Genomic DNA, 16,597 nt, shown 5'->3' on the forward strand with positions numbered 1-16,597 from the left:
CTTTTTTACTCTTCCAAATTTCGCTTGCTACATCAACTCTCCCCCGATGTAGCAAGATTTCTCAATTTAAGACTAATCACCAAAGGTTAACTATGAAACATTCAGAATTAAATACTGAACTGCGCGGATATTTTGAAAATGGCGATATACCAACTCAAATCGAATTTCGCAAACTGATCGATGCAGCAACGGATAATACAACCACATTTAGCTTATTAGCGCATCTGTTTGGTGCCACAGTGGATTGCGCAATAAGTGAGCCTGATCTCGATTTAGAATCAGATTTAACATCAAAATTAGCAGATTATTCGCTGGTTCCAGGTGAGCAAGTCATTTTGCATGCGCAGCAAGATATTACAGAAAATGGTGTATACATCTTTGACCTAGAGACAGTTGAAGGAGAGACAATCGCCAAGCTGACTAAGCAGGCGATTAATGAATTTGAAGGCATGCTAATTAAAGCGAATCGTTCTCTAGATGACAGTGCAAGTTATTATCACTATGTTATGGAAAGTGATACTGACCAAAATTTAGATTGGCACAAGGTTGAAAATTTTGATGTACCTGAATACTACTCAGAGCACATTCAAAACGCTCGTTTTCCAGCAGAAATTGATTTAACACAGCAAGACAGCGTCGAAAACAGCAAATTGACGGCCAATTACTTAGTTGGTAATGGTGCTGCGATCACGGATTTAAATAATGCCAACCTGCCTGCGCAAATAGATCTCACGCAAATAGATAATGATTCTAGCCTTAAAGCCAAAGAGATCATTGGAGATGGGCAGCAATTAACGGGGTTAGATGCTGATCAGCTGCAATTTGGACAAGTGCCGCCACAGCGTATTGATTTTGCGCAAATGAGTGATATTGAGTCAGGCAGCAGCGTAAAAGTCTTGAACGCAGATCATGGGTATTGGCTTAATCAAAAAGTAGAGTCGCTGGGGATCTATACTTTAATACAAGATTTTATCACTTGCGCTGAAGTCAACACGCACATTGATACGGCGTCACCCTTGCTGGCGCTCGACGGTGTGTCATTGCAAGCGGGCGATCTTGTGTTGTTAACAGCCCAGCTGGAGCCAAGTGAAAATCGCATATGGCAAATTCAACCAAACAAAACACTGTCTTTACCATCGCCAGAGATTGCGTTAAGTCCAGGCGCCGCAGTAAAGATCAATGCAGGTACTGTGCATCAGCATAAAGTCTTTGTATTAGCCTCTCAGTTTGAAAATCTACAAGGGGATGTTGAGAACCAATGGCAGGCTTCAGCTCAAGTTACATTAGCGGGTGCTGGGATCAAGGTCATTAATAATCAACACTCAGTAGATGTTGCTACACCTGCAGATATTGAAGCGGGTGTCACAGATAAGCTGCTCGATGCGGCCCAATTCAAAGCACAACAATCTTCTGGTTCAGATGCTTTAAAAGCAGACTACAACGCTAAAATTACCGTTCAAAAAGAGCGCATTGATAGCATTTTGGAAGCGAGTGATGCAGATGCAGACTCATTTAAAGAAATTGTTGATTTGATCAACTCAGTAGACACTGAATCGGATCAGGCCTTTGCAAGCTATGTGCTGAGCAATGATCAGCGAAGTGCCCAAATAGAAACTGATCTGGCTACTGAATCGAGCACAAGGTTACAAGAGGTAGCATCACTTCAGACAGCTTTACAGCAAGAGGTATCAGATCGTACAGCAGATTCAGCATCAAGATATACCAAGACAGAAGCCGATCAACGCTTTCTAAAATCCGTCAATACCCAGCTTGTAGGCACGGTAGATATTACCCAAGCTAACTTTAACGGCAATATGACTGTTTCAGGAGCAATCACTGCGACAGGTGATGTGACCGCTTTTTCTGATGCACGGTTAAAGTCGAATATTAAACCGATTACTGAGGCGCTTGCAGCCGTAGGAAAGCTAGAGGGTGTTACATTCGAGCGTGCTGATGGTCAGTGCGATAGAAGGTATACCGGGTTGATAGCGCAAAACGTAGAGCAAGCCTGTCCTGAAGCTGTATACGACCAAGATGACTATAAGTCTGTTGCGTATGGCAATTTAGTTGGTCTATTAGTTGAAAGTATAAAAGAACTAAATAACAAGGTGATCAGTTTAGAAAATCAAGTTGCCAAACTTGAGTCTGAATAAAGGGAGTGAAGGTGAATGACTTTACAAACGAATGGCCCCATATCACTCAAAAATATTGGCGATGAATATCGAGACTCACAGCCTCATGAGTTAGGGTATTTCAGTGAGCATGTCGACAAGGTGCCAGGAGATACGCTAGCAATCAGTGAGTTTTACGGCAAGTCAGCTCAAACGATACGCCTAGTTGATAAAACCTTTCAGGTTTATACAAAGCGCACTGCTATTATCCCAATCGCTAATATTCTTGAGGGGAGTTTTGATGAATATAGCAACGGGCAAGATCCTATTCGGCTGATTGCGGTACAAAACCCTCAATATGGTACGGTAATTATTGACGGAGCCAATATCGAGTTTACCTCAAATAGTGGTATTGGAAGTGCGGCCCGTTTTGACTTTATTGTTGAAAACAGTATCGGGGTTCGTAAAACACATTTTGTCACCATGTCAGTTGTTGCTGTACCACCAATTGTATGTAACCCAGATACTTTGAGCTTACAACAAGGGGAGTCGGTATTTATTAGCAAGCAGCAATTGATTGCTAATGATGAAGATGGTTCAGGTACTGGCCTATCCTTAATTGGCGTATCCAATGCGCAAGGCGGTACGGTATCTCTTAGTGGAGACACCATTACTTTTCTATCTACAGGGCTGGCGGAGCAACCGGCGCAGTTTAACTATCGCGTCAGAAATGGTCACGGTGTTGAGCAAACTGGTACGGTTTATATAAACATCACACCTTTGCCTGAACTGGAATCGTACATATACCGCACCCAGCAGCAATCAGATGACGCACGGCAAAGTTATAGTCCGCCGACGATGCAGGACATCTTCAATAATTGGGCAAGATTTAACGGTAACGAGTATTTCCTAAACAAGCAAGATGCCGAAGCTCGTAATAGCGCCAATGCAAAAGCTTGGTTCTATCGCGCTTCTACAGATAGTGTCGTTATGCCGCTCAATGTATCGCCTTCAAATGGGTTTGTATCCTCGGAGAAAGTCGATAACTACACCTTAGAGGCGACTTTAAGTTCAGATCATGGTGACAATGATACGATAGGGGTCGTTGCTGCTTTTGTTAGGGAAGGGAACATAAACTATGTCCTAACGATAGTGCTCAATACGGGTGGCACAGCGCCTAGCTCAACAGGATGTGGTGTATATTTTGGCTATGCCGGTGTGGGTTCTGGTTCCGATAAGTTACTAGGGCAATATAACATTGGAACTGGAGGCGGTTGGAACAACAAACGTGTGCGCGTAAAAGTTCAGCGTCAAGATGATATTTTTAAATTTTACGTGACGCCATGGAACCAAACGGGCAACTTCCAATCCGCCAGTGAGATTATCGTTGATTTGAATAACGACACAGATTTACATCGCTTCAAAGGCAAGCAATCTTATGGCTACATCACTTACTCCCAGCCAAATTCAACCTACTTAGACACTGATTTACGCGGCGGACTGGATGTATCGAAGATTTATGATGCACAAAATAATTTTGTTTGGGAATACGTAAGCGGAAGCTGGCAAAAGGTATCGGGTAGCATACAAAGTCACTTAGGGTACATCAGAAAGGTCTTTAACCCGCAAAGCCAAGAACGTTTTTTAATTTCTCAATCAACTGTCAGCTACTTAGGTAATTTGGTACAAAGCAGTGCTTGGAATAACACCAAATTGCTTGATGAAAGCCAAAATATTCTAGCGGAGCAAGCTTTAGCACAAAATGGTGCGCCAGCTGGCAGGCGGATGCTAGCCTTATATACCAAAGGAAAAGAAGAGAAAAATTATCTAACCGGTAAACCCGCAGTGTCCTCTACGTCAGCACATGCCCATCACAATAGTAGTCCAGGGTTTAATAATTTATCGAGTAAAAATTGGTTTGCAGATAACGAAATAGACTTGGCAATTACCAATTTTATTGGCGGAACAGTGGTGTTCGAGGGCGGAATTGTCGGCCGGATCACCAGTATCGGTAATGATAATGGAACGAGTGCCTTTGTACATTATCAAGTTACCAGTTATCGATTGTTTGAGCTGATCCCAGAAGTATCATCCCAGCACCTTTAAATATCTTGCACAGTACTGTTGTTATTTTCTCCATTACCGCTGTCGCCAGTACTAAAACACCAATTTTATAACCTGTAGCACATCAAACTTGAAAGCTACATTTATCAAGGAGGCCATAATGGCTTTAAAAACTCTCTCTGGCATTCTCGCTGCCATTGATGCTGAGCAGATCGCTGTCAACATGACAGCGACAAAGTCACTTTATAGATACACGGGTATTATTGACCGTGTTCATAAAGTGAAAACTGATACCAATGTAAACCTGCCTGCAGCAAATACGGATGACTTTCTCACTAATACTTTAGCACTTGCTGATGGAGAAAAAATTCTACTTACTAAGCAATCTGCACCATCTCAGAATGGGGTTTATCAAAGAATTGCCGACACGCTTAATAAAATCACTTACCCAAATGTTGAGTTGGGCAACCTAGTTGAGTTGTTGGGCACACCACCTACATCCTCTACCGTTTTTTATAAACTGATGGAGGGCGATCAGTGGAGTGAAGTCGCCTTGAGCGATGGGGCTGTGTCAGTCGCAGTTTAATCTCTTTGGCCAAGTGTGACCACTTGGCCTTTTATTTTAAATGAAGGGTTCAAAATGAGGTATGCACATGACTTTTAAATATCTAAATGTCAACGCTTTACTCAAAAAAATAGACCAACATCAGCAATATATTGAGCGGTATATCGGTTTCATTGGTACGATAGACAGCGTTTTTGAAGAGCCTATTCCCCTGTCACAGCCAATGCCCCCAAGTTATTGGCAATCTTTAGTATTGTTAATCAAGCAAACGCAACAAATTGAGAATGGTTTGTACCAAATTAGCTCTACAGGGCTTTGGCAACGGTTCCCTGTTGAGATTGAGCTTGGCAACATTGTGGCTTTAAAGGGAGTGAATGAAAGGGCGACTCGATACTTTAAACTAATTGAGCAAAGCCCAGAAAAACAGATTTGGCAACCTTTCACCATAGACAGCGTTGAAACATTCAATATGTCATCAGTGTAATCGCCGGATGGAATTGACAATGGAAAGCTCATTAAGAAAAACCCTTAAATCTTTTTTTAGGCGAGGTGCAAAGCCGACAGAGTCACAGTTTGCTAAATGGCTGGATGCATGTTTACTGCAAAATGAAGATGGGATCAAAAAGAGCGAGAGTGGTTTAGAGTTTAGTAATGATGTGATCATTAAAGGTAACCTCAAACTTGACGGTACATTTTGGTTGTCAGCAGACACACCAGAAACGAATTTACTAGATGTGGAACCAACCAGTCATTCAGTCCCTGTTGGTGCAATTTTTTTATGGTTTGGTCAGCAGCTTCCAAAAGACTACGAATTATGTGATGGAAAGTTTGGTCGGCCCTTTTTGTCTCCTCCAGATAAACACGTCAAATACATTATAAAGCAAATCAAAAATGAAAATGGTTAAGGAAGAAAATTTATGTCAGATCATGGTATTGAGTCTTCGCAACAGCCTGTATTTGAGCAATTAGAATATGCCAACTTGAGATCAGCCCCACAATCATGCCAAATTGACAAAACGAAAAAGTATGGTGAATTTCGCAGGGCCTTTGATGCAGATATATGGCCAATCTCTTTGTCTGAACAATTTGTCGACGAGTGGCATAACCAAGCTTGGCTAAAAGTATACGCAGAGTCTATTTTAGCTTGGTTACATGACTTAGAAGATAATGAATTAGTAGATGCATCGAAGCCGCTCTATGTGTGCCAAGTAGGGGCGTGTAGTTATAAGTTTGGGTTGTCATTGCTACATAAACTGAAACAGGGCTGCGCTGAGCAAGGTCTACAGCACATACATTTATGCTTATTACTGCATACTCAAAGTAAGCAAGAACAAGTGCTCTTGAGTCAACACCCTGACTTTAAATTCTTTAATGAGCAAGATAGCGCAGTGATTATTGACTGGGGGATCACCTCATCCATTTCAGCATTGCCCCAAAAGGCTATTTGTGGGACGCATATCGATTTTGCAAGCAATCCAGCTATTTTGATTGCTAATGGTACGTTATCTCAGCTCGCGCAATCGCTTTACCATGTTCATTATCATGAGGTTTACAGAGCAGATGTAGCACGCGTGTACGAAAGTCAGGTAAATATTGATACCAGAATGAATCAGGCAGATACGTGCTTTGAGTTGCCATTTTTACAGCAAATGAAGAGCAAAGTGGCAAACAAGGGTACTCAAGATAATGAGCGTATAGAGATCGTTTACCAATGGAGCAAGGTGAATTTAGATGATGAAAGCAGCTATTATGGTTCGCAATTATCTAAGCGCATAAAGCAGTTACTGGAGTATCAAAGCTCAAAAGGAAACAGTGAAGTGATTGCGGTGCCTGTGCAAGCCGCGCAAGTGATTAAAGCCATTGAATCTTCGTTTAAGAAGGGGATACTTGGGCTGTTCAGCGATCACACGAACGATCAAAAGGGGTTAAAGTTATCTAACAGTATTAATGTGGTGGGTATGGCTTTACCCATTGACTTTATGAGTATAAATCAATTGCTTTGTGAAGACTTAAGTATGCAAAGTGGTAGATTATCAAACGATGAGACCGGCTGTGTGATGGTTTTGTCTGAAAAAGACTCTAGCCAGTTTAATTATGCAAGGCATGCATTTGATACTAGCTGCGCAAACGAGCAACCAAAGGCAAGATCGCAAATACTGCAAAGCTTAGAGAGTGCAACTGCCGCTTTATCAGATGCTCAAATCCGTGCTTTTATTGTGCAAATGGATCACGATGTAAAAGTACTTAAATTATTTCTACCTCGCTTACGCAAAGAAGGTGTGCCTGTTAAGTATCGTTTAGCTTGGTGCAAACTTCTCTCTGAGATATGGGACAACTACATTGCTAATCTTGAAAGTGAGTCTTTTGCCTTTGAACTTGGCCTGTTAGCCGTTGAATTAAGCCATTGGCCTTTAGCTAAAAGTTGCATGCTGATGTGTATGGAAGTTAATGGACCAAATACGGTGTGTTTGCATAACTTGGCACTGGTAGCATGGATGACTGGTGAGCTTGACATCGCGCTGCAAAGCATTGATTTAGCCTTAGCCATGAGTGAAGACAAAATACAACTTGAACAGCTAAAAGGTGAGTTTTTACATTATCAACAGCGTTGTAAGAAGTTACTTTGGTATGACAATGAATATCAAAGTACAGTTCTGGAAAACAGAGCACTTAAACTACTTCCCTTGGGCGAGCACCAATTAGTTGAGTTTTATACTCAATATAGCAATCAGAATATTGCTGAGCGATTAAGAAGCATAAAGTTAGAGAGCCTAGAGCAGTTAAAACAGTTATGGCCAACCTGGCAAGCTCAAGGGGATAGTGCTCAAAAAGCTCATTTCGCCATGGTGCATGGTGAATTCGGACTCGTTGGTGGGGTGGTTTTTGACTTTTATGATATCGATGACGCGTCACGTGTTGATAGTTCAGAAAAAACAAAAAATCGATATGCGCACTTGTCATTTTGGGTGGGTGAAGATTATCAACATAAAGGTTTGGGAACGCTGGGTGTTAATTTAGCGATAGAACAAATTCGTTCTATAGCTCATAAGCTTAATATTACTTATATTAAAACCTCAGCTTGGTGCCACAATATACCGTCTCGAAAAATTTTAAAAAAAGAGGGGTTTATTGAGCTGCCTGATGCTCAAGGTATTGGTGTTGAGAAGGAAGTTTTCTATGAGCTTTATTTTAATGGGGTGTGATATTTTTTAATATTTAAATTATAAAGTAAAATATAATAATTATAAATTTTATTCTAAGGTTCATCTTTTTTAAAGGTGATTTAAACCAAGATCAATGCAAGGAGATCTTATATGAAAGATAGCTACAAAAATTATGACGATGGCCAGTTAATAAAGTCGTTAGCTGAGGATGAAAGTACGCAGATTTTACCTCAACCTACTTATCATACGTCAGGGCAGTATGTTGATAGTAAAAGTAAGTTGAGGTTATTTGGGGTGTCCAACCCGTCTGGTTGTGCTGTGTATTATCAATCATCTAAAGCGACTGAACGCCATCTACATGAAATCGGAACTAATAAAGGTGGTAGCATTTTTAGTGGCCTTAAACAGCAACATAAATCAGATTCAGAGAATAAATATCTGAATTAGAAAATTAACTTTCATTTATAATGCCATTACCATAAGACTCTCTCCCACCTTTTCCGGTTTTTATAATTTTGATTTTATTTGTGAGTGACTTTTTAAAGTTAATCACATGTTCTGTTGTAATTAAATTAAACTGGAGAAAAATATGTTTTCTAAGAAAAGTACAGGTGCGAAAAAAAGCAAGCCTGTTAAAAACTTGCCGAGCACTTATAAAAAAAGTAAGACGGGGAAATATGCATTAACAAGTCAAAATCGGTTACTGCTTTACTCAAAACCAACGAGCCCGGCATTAGTACCTGCAAAAATGTTTAGCCATTTTACCAATACTTATGCTGATTATAGCGAGCATTGGAAAAGCAATGGGGGCAACAAACAACTAGGTATTTACAAAACAGATTGTGGTAAATATGCAAGGCTGCTGAGGTCAAAAACCACTAAAAAAGAGAAAGATAAAGTAATAAAAGATAGCAAGCAGGCTAAAACTAAGCCTCAAGTGGGTGATACATATTATATTTCGCCACGGACTAAGACACAGCCAACATTCAGTGCTTTGACTTCAGGTTGGGCTGTTGAAGATCCTGTTAGTGACTTAAATGCAAAGATTAAAAAGCATGCTACAAACTTTCATGTCGCCACTGTGGTTGCAAATGATGGCAGTACGATTATTACCTCCGAGGTCAATGCTGCTTTTCAAAACAATACAACGCCTTGGTTTTCGATGTATGAAGGAGGTATGGGTTTTTATAAAACCTTTAGACTGGAATACAGCAATCTTGCTAAAGATAAAAAAAGTGGCAAGTGGAAAGTAACCCAGCCCCCGATAATTCAAAGGCAAAGTATTAAATAATGAACTTAATCAGTGGTATTTTCAAAAAAAATAATTTTTAAAAACTAACTTTTGGAAAGAAATAATGCAGACTTTTAAAGATAAATATGATTCAGAAAACTCACCAAGAGATGTAATGGTTGGGGATATTATGAATAACCAGCATTTGAAAGGTCTTAAAGATGACCAGATTCAAATCAAGAAATCTCCTACGAATAAGGCCGAAGTATTAAGAAATGCGTGGAGTGCTGGATACATTGGCGCAAAAAGAGAAAATAATCCTAGTGTGGTTAATAGTGTGATACAGATTAATAGGAATGATTTAATTGAGAGTTTACACAATAATCAAGCAAACCATGTAATAGAGTGGAAAAAGCACTCTAAGCTGACAACGGATGCGCAATTAACTTACTTGGGAATGAGTAATAAAGATTTGAAAGGAAATAATACGGATAAAAGGCTTTTATCTGTTGGTGAGCCAATCACTGAGTTCAGTGTGGTATCAATAATAGATCCAATGAAAATTAATCATTTAGAAAGCACTAATACGTTACAAAAGAACCCCACTCATGCAAATTATTGGTATGCGAAATGGACTGGAAGTGAAATTGAAACAAGTGGTGACTTAGATGGTGCAAGTTGGGATGAGATATCCGCAGCAGCAGATAAGGGGATCCAAGGAGATAACCCACCCTAACCGAATTAATTAAACCACAGCGTATAAAAAGGGACTCATATAGAGACCAGTTAAAGAGTCGCATGCTTTTTTATTCGGAGGGGATAAATACATGGGTAAAACTTTTGACCACGGGCGTATATAGCTATTAGAGCAAAATAAACTGCTAAGCGGTCAAGACTAATCACTCTTTTTTGGATTTTAAGGAAATAGCATATAAGCACTGGCTGCACTTCACTCTAACTACCTACGCCGAACCATAGGGTTATTTAAAGTCATATGATTGTGGTTGAGTGTAATAGAGAGTAATACTTTTTTGTCTGGTTATTGCTAAATTTAAGGCTCACTCAATACTGAGTGGGCCCTAAACTTGGGCAATATGAACAGACAAAAGGAGCACATATTATGTCTAATGAAAATTGGGTACTTAAAACATTTACTAGCGGACATCAGATAGACAACATCGGTACTGTACAGGCTTTTTTAAACACGGAGCTGAACGGCGCACAAAGAGCAGTATGTAAAATTGCTTACTCTGATTACCATACTGGAGATGCCAGTGTTTTTGTGATGTACCCGACAGATGTAAGCAAAGTAGATTGCTTAACTTCGTTCAATTTGTTTGAACAACATACGGTAAATAACAGCCACGACTCAGAAACGTTAGCACAAGAAATTGTTAAGTTTTTAAACGCGTTACCAAGTGCGCAGGCTAACAGTGCGCGTGTTGCTGCATCCGATGCAAAAAGCAACCCTGCGACATTGACACTTTGGTACCCTAAAGCTTAATGATTGACTAAGTTTTGGCAGTTTTAATTATCAAGCGCCTCATGCCCATTTTGCTACAGAGCCCATCATATTCTCTGTAGCAAAATGTATGTATTCAAACGTAACAGTCCAAACTCCAAATCTAGTCAGCTTTTGTATAGACCTTGATCATTTCTATTTGAAGGTCTGTTCAAACTCACTTCGCATAACACAATTCAGACACTAATTTACTCCACAAGAAGGCGACGCATCATGATGTCAAATATGGACTCTACATACTCGGTTGATAGGCAAGAACAGAAGCAAAGAGATAAAGCGTTTCGACAGCAAAGGTATCGGTCAGATGAGGAGTCGCCTCGTTATAGGGAGCGCAGTCCCATTCGTCGTCCAGCCTTTGAAATTGCACGCACCAGTTCCAATATGAGTGTTCAAGATGAAGAAGATATTGAGACAATTGTACTTGATGACCTAGATTACGTGGAGTCTATATCTCAGGATGAATATGACAGCTTCATTCCAATTTTGGATCAGTATTCAGCGGATTTAACCTCTACTGAGAAAGTGGAAGAAGCCATTGAGGTGATAGGTAGTAGTTACTTTGATGTCTTATTGGATCCTGAGCAAGTTCAAGAAGTGGCGCAATATTATTATCAAGTTGTTGGCGCTAGGCTAAGCCATATTTACAAACTGCTCCTTCCTGAAAGTCGCAATGTGGATTTTGCATTTAGTGCGATTAATGAGGTTGCTCTAGCTGAGATGCCTGGTGCGCATCTAATCCAAAATTTTGCCTATCAATATAATCCATCTGTGATAGGTGCGACATTTTCAATTAATCCTGCATGGAATATTGCAATACCGGCTGGTGGCAGTGAAGAAAGAGTGCGAGAAACCACCGGAGCAGACTCAATAAATGATACAAAAATCAGGTTTTTTGCAGCAAAAGATTTTAAGTATAAAGATGCATCTGGCAAAGATGTTACGATCAATACGATTGTGGGGGATAAGGTTGAAGCACGGTTATCCCGTCTAGCACCACGGGGTGAGTCGGCTGAGGTCAATGCCGATCAAAGTGATTTGATGAAAAACGTGCTTGTTTACAACAATAACGGAAATAACGCCAATGAAAAAGGGTGGATCCGTGGCCATCTCCTTAACGATAATTTAGGGGGGTCTGCACTGAAATTCAATTTATACCCGATCACAGGTTCTGCCAATAAAGAGCATCATTCTCGGGTGGAGTCGCATGTTAAAAACCTCGTAGAAGCAGGTTATATCGTCGAATATAAAGTGGAGGTTGTACCAACAGTTCCCGCACCTCATCAAAAAGAAACAGCACCCGGATATAAGAGTGGCGCAGCGCCCAAAGCAAATTTGCTCTGCTCAGTAAAAGTACTGAGTGACACCAGCACAGATACGGCCAGTAGCTACCACCCAGAAGGGTCATTCTCAGTGACCATTACGTCTGAATACAAAACCAAACATGCCTCATCGGGGGATGTGTCGACTTTAAAAGCGTTTGCAAATAAAGCCGTTAAAAGTAAAGACAATACGGTTGATAGCAAAGCTTATATGCGACCATGGACAAGTAAAAAAGGGCTTACTAAACCGCTGGGCTTATCTCATAAAGATGATAAGCATATTCGAGATAAAGATTATAAAGATTGGACTGACAAACAAAAAAATAGCAAGTTCTGGACTTGGGATCAGACTCGCATTGATGCACTTAAAACTGCGCTAAAAGGCTAAACCTTCCCCATTTATATTCTAGATAGCTGCTTCACTCATGCACTTGTGCTTCTAATCAGTACCTCTTTCAAGTTTCTATTATTTACACACGCAACAATAGGAAATTATTGATATGCAACAACAAGAACAGGAGCACGCTCCTTCCTTCCAAAATTACCCCACGCGAACAGCTTTATCTGTGAGTAATGCATTACAGTCTGATTCTGTGAGTGTTGATCTGTTGTCATCAGGCGTTGACGTTGCAAAACGGTATGCCTCTCAAGTGGTTTGGGATCACTTTAATGGTGACGCGACAGCCAAGCTGATTATCTCGAGTGTATTTAATTATGCGGTGACCTCGTTAAAATCTTTGAACCCGTGGGTCACTGCCATAGCGCAAGCGCTATTGCTGTTGGCAAAAGTCCCGCCTGGTGTGGTCTCTGCGGTTTTATGGGCGGTCGGCAAAATTTGGCTTTGGGTCGCAAATAAATTTTACAATGGCGGCTGGATAGCTGCGGCTTGGGGAGATATTGATGAGCCATATATTTATCAATGGCTAAAAAAGGGCAGTGATGCCCATGGTGCGCTACGGGCACTAGTAGACAATTTACAAGATTGGGTTAAGTATATTCAGGATAAACTGAATAGCCGGGTTGCACGTTTGATAGGTGTTTCTGACGCTAGCAATGAAGACGAGCAAACTAATCAGCAGCAGGCTCAGCAAGGGGCGCAAGAGTCATCACCTAATCTAGTAGATAATAAATTCATCTCATTAGGAATTAACCAACCAGAACTGATGGATTGGGAAGACGGTGCAAGTAAACCCAAAAGGGCGGGTCTGCATGGTACTGGGGTTGCCAAGGTGAACCTACTTGGCCAGCAATTTGGCGGTGATATTGATATTAAGCTGCCTTTTGGAAGCGGCTGGGAGGTGGCGGTATCGCCGGTTTTCGCAAGCCAGCAAGGTGTTGGCTTTAGCGGCTATATTGAAGCTCACCAAGTATTAGGGGATGAGTTGGTTATAAATGAAGCGGGCCTTGCTCGGTTTAAAGCGAGCATTGTCGGCTTAAATATTGCCAACAAACGGGTTTATTCGGACTTGATGTCGCTGGATTACAACAAACAGCAAAAAGAAGTTCATTTTGCTGGTGATGCCCATGTGCCTCTTTGGAATAAAAAGAAGCTGGATGGTGAGTTTGACCTTAAAATGGATACTGCTGGTAAGTTTAAGTCGGGAAGGACTAAAGTCTCCTCAAAAGACACGTTTGAAGTGATCCCCAAGTTCTTATCAATCAGTAACCCCAGTGGTGAAGTGGAAGTAAAAGAAGATGCATCACCAGAGTTTGAAGTAGGGACTGATGTGTCGCTTTATGGTTTACCAGGTGGCGTGAAAGCATCCGTGACACAAGCCAAAGTGATGTACCACGATGAGCAGCTCGGGGGTGAAATAGAGCAAGCTGATGTCGAGATCCCCATCAGTAAACACACCACAATGACCCTTGCGATGACCAAAGCCAAGTTCACAAAAGATGCCATTGAAGCTGAAAACGCCTTTATGGACCTAGAGCATGATAATTCAAAAGTGCTCAATGAAACCGCCATTGTCGAGTCTGACTTTTTCTCAGGTAACTTTGATTTTAGTAAAGTGTTTGAACTGAAACAGTTAAAAGTTCACCAAGGTTTAAACTCGCTCAAATTTGCAGGCGGTAAATTTACCTATGAAAAAGATGAAAATAATGGCTTACAGCTACTTAGAGCACGGATTTTGGGGCTTGAAGCCTATTACGATAGAGAAAAACGAGAAGGGGGTATTTCCGGTGAGTGGCATAAAGGCATAAGTTTCCCTGCATTTTCTCTAGACTTTCCTGTGGGGGCAGGGGTTGCAGGCGTCGGTGTTGATATTACCGGTGGCTTCGACTTTGGTGCAGGTATTGGTGCAACACTTAAAAACGATGAGAAAGATAATACCGATACACAGATGTTATTTTCGGTCTCTGGTGAAGCCTCTGCCAGTGCAAAAGCCAAAGCAAGAATTGAAGCTGGGGCTTTTGTGGGAGTGCCATATCTTGCCAAAGTTCAAGCGGGCGTGTTTGGTGAGATCCGAGGAGGGGTCGCCGGTAAGGTTAATACCACTGGCCGCTTAAAATATACACGAGGCAAAGGCGGCGACAGCTTTGGTCAATTTGCCATTGACAGTGATATGCCAATGAAAGGCGACTTTAGCCTCAAAGGTTCTTTAGAGGCCGAGGTTGGCGCGTCGATAAAAGCCAAAGTGCTGACTTTTGAGAAAGAAATCGCGTCAGTTTCCATCGGTGACTGGACACTCGGCGAATACACGTTAAACGGTACAATCAAAAAAGATCCAAACGGCAAAGGCTATATTGTTGAGCGCTCTAAAGGTGAATTTACCAAGGGTAAGCCAGAGCCAGCACAAGTCACAAAAGAGACCTTAACCGTTGATAAATGGGTAGATCAGCTGGAAAAAGACCATACCCATATTGAATACACCGAGGATGAAGCGAAAAGAAAATTACCAGAGGTGGCACGTAAAACGGTATATAGTCATCTGAGCTCGGTACAAAAAGATGATGTGAGTGATCGTTATAAAAATCTACTCAAACAAATTTCGCAGCAAAATAAGTTCGTTAAAATTTATCGAGAAACCAAAGCTGGGCGGGATAAGTTGCCTACTAGTGGCACTTATATTTGGACCTCTAAAGTCTGGAGTGAAGCGGTACAGCGCAAGAGCTTCTGGATATTTGAAATGAGTAAGAGTAAAGCCAAAGTGGCGGATAAGCTGGACAAGTATCACAAAACCAATTCTATTTTGGACCGTAGGGTGATACTGGCGGAACTTGAAGAAATTGCATCAGACTATCGTCAAAACCGTTCAAAGAATGAGGATAACAAAGAGGCAGCAAAAGAGTTTTTAGACAGTATTGATAAAGAGAGACTGATTTTGATGTGATAAACAGACTGAGTTGTCATCTGTAATCGCCTTGATGATTGTTAAGTTTTTAACAACGCATGTAATAAGGCGTAATAGATATTGGCAAGTGAGTTCATTATGTTGCTAGGTAGATTTGAGTAGATGCAGCGTCGATTTACTCGTATCGATACAACATGTAAAAGGAACATTTATTCATGCCAAAGCTTAATTGGCGACACACACACTCGGTCAGAGATGGCCCAGATTTAGGTCTGTAAGCAAGCGAGCGTAAAAATATTTACGTGTACTTGTAGACCTTAAACTCAATAAAAAGCAGCCTTGTGGCTGCTTTTTTTGTTTTTTATATTTATGTGTGATTTTAAAAACGCGTGTTATGTATATTTGATGGTCACAATACAAAATCGATTCAATATTATTTGATTGAGGTTTGTTCAATTCTACGGGTTTTAAAGTGAGTCTTTATTTAATAAAGTGCTGAGTGTGCAGTAATGGAGTTTATTAACCTTTTACTCAGTAAAAGATGCTATTATTTTGCGAAATAAAAAATAAATTATGGGTTTGGCAGATAAAATGCAAGAACAATTTTCAAAAAGGTACAGGCTCATTCGCTCATTGTTAAAGCCGTTGCGTGGCGAATGGGGGCCAGGAATATGTGATGAGGAAAGTTTTAATAAAAAACACCCCGCAAAACCCTATTTAGGTGAGTTGTCATTGTGTATATTAGAAATGCAAGATATGTATCAGCAGTTCTATGATAATAAAGATGATAAACAGAATTTACGAAATGAGCTTATCAATATATTTGATGCTGATGATGCTCACTGGCATGGTATGTGCTCTAATTCTGAGTTGCTTGGCGATAAAGAACTAGAAGATTGTGAATATGGATTTCAACCCAGTGCTGTTAGTGTTTGGGAAGAGACTTTCTCAGATGAAATTGAGTTAAATAGCATAGACTCAGAAGAAGAGTTCCATATCGAGATGCTTAAACTGATGGTAAAACGGGTTATGTGGGATGTGTTATTTCCCGGGGAGACTTTGCCTGGTTATAGTGAGCCCACATCGGGTGATTTGTCCTTACTAGATTACAGCATAATGGAATAAAAAGAAATTTATGGGATAAATTTATGGGACAGAAGAAATTTATGGGACAGACACAAATCTTTATGGCACAAGAAATTTATGGGACAGACACAAATCTTTATTACATATAAACAAATCTAAAAGAAGCGCTTAAAGAATTGGAGCTATATTTTATATGAATTGGATGACTTATCTTGGGCGTTGGATGTGATGGTCAATAT

At 40.6% G+C, this 16,597-nt stretch carries 13 protein-coding genes; all 13 read left to right on the top strand.

Features of this window, described 5'->3' with window-relative positions:
- Positions 1-92 precede the first annotated feature (92 nt).
- Positions 93-2,153, top strand: a complete 2,061-nt coding sequence (locus L1077_RS15585; RefSeq protein ID WP_237137777.1) for a tail fiber domain-containing protein — start codon at positions 93-95, stop codon at positions 2,151-2,153.
- Positions 2,154-2,168: 15 nt separating this feature from the next.
- Entirely contained in the window at positions 2,169-4,217 is a 2,049-nt protein-coding gene (locus L1077_RS15590) for an Ig-like domain-containing protein (RefSeq protein ID WP_237137779.1), read from the top strand.
- Between the two features lie 118 nt (positions 4,218-4,335).
- Positions 4,336-4,761, top strand: coding sequence for a hypothetical protein (locus L1077_RS15595; protein WP_237137781.1), 426 nt, complete (start codon positions 4,336-4,338; stop codon positions 4,759-4,761).
- Between the two features lie 67 nt (positions 4,762-4,828).
- On the top strand, positions 4,829-5,224 hold the full coding sequence (locus tag L1077_RS15600) for a hypothetical protein (RefSeq protein ID WP_237137783.1): 396 nt from the start codon (positions 4,829-4,831) through the stop codon (positions 5,222-5,224).
- 19 nt (positions 5,225-5,243) lie between these two features.
- Positions 5,244-5,645: a hypothetical protein gene (locus tag L1077_RS15605; protein ID WP_237137785.1), complete on the top strand. Its 402-nt coding sequence runs from the start codon at positions 5,244-5,246 to the stop codon at positions 5,643-5,645.
- Between the two features lie 12 nt (positions 5,646-5,657).
- A complete protein-coding gene (locus L1077_RS15610) occupies positions 5,658-7,943 on the top strand; it encodes a GNAT family N-acetyltransferase (RefSeq protein WP_237137788.1) in 2,286 nt (761 codons plus the stop codon).
- A gap of 111 nt (positions 7,944-8,054) precedes the next feature.
- Positions 8,055-8,351, top strand: coding sequence for a hypothetical protein (locus L1077_RS15615; RefSeq protein ID WP_237137790.1), 297 nt, complete (start codon positions 8,055-8,057; stop codon positions 8,349-8,351).
- Between the two features lie 142 nt (positions 8,352-8,493).
- Positions 8,494-9,195 carry a hypothetical protein gene (locus L1077_RS15620; protein ID WP_237137791.1) on the top strand — a complete coding sequence of 234 codons (702 nt, stop codon included), beginning with the start codon at positions 8,494-8,496 and terminating at the stop codon, positions 9,193-9,195.
- A gap of 64 nt (positions 9,196-9,259) precedes the next feature.
- Entirely contained in the window at positions 9,260-9,871 is a 612-nt protein-coding gene (locus L1077_RS15625) for a hypothetical protein (protein WP_237137794.1), read from the top strand.
- Positions 9,872-10,255: 384 nt separating this feature from the next.
- Positions 10,256-10,639 carry a hypothetical protein gene (locus L1077_RS15630; RefSeq protein ID WP_237137795.1) on the top strand — a complete coding sequence of 128 codons (384 nt, stop codon included), beginning with the start codon at positions 10,256-10,258 and terminating at the stop codon, positions 10,637-10,639.
- 231 nt (positions 10,640-10,870) lie between these two features.
- Positions 10,871-12,364 (top strand): DNA/RNA non-specific endonuclease, encoded by a 1,494-nt coding sequence (locus L1077_RS15635; RefSeq protein ID WP_237137797.1) that lies wholly within the window; start codon positions 10,871-10,873, stop codon positions 12,362-12,364.
- Between the two features lie 112 nt (positions 12,365-12,476).
- On the top strand, positions 12,477-15,311 hold the full coding sequence (locus L1077_RS15640) for a hypothetical protein (RefSeq protein ID WP_237137799.1): 2,835 nt from the start codon (positions 12,477-12,479) through the stop codon (positions 15,309-15,311).
- A gap of 552 nt (positions 15,312-15,863) precedes the next feature.
- Complete coding sequence (locus L1077_RS15645; RefSeq protein WP_237137801.1) at positions 15,864-16,397, top strand: hypothetical protein; 534 nt, start codon at positions 15,864-15,866, stop codon at positions 16,395-16,397.
- The last annotated feature ends 200 nt before the right edge of the window (positions 16,398-16,597 follow it).

The sequence above is a fragment of the Pseudoalteromonas luteoviolacea genome, from assembly GCF_021654285.1.
Lineage (GTDB): Bacteria > Pseudomonadota > Gammaproteobacteria > Enterobacterales > Alteromonadaceae > Pseudoalteromonas > Pseudoalteromonas luteoviolacea_J.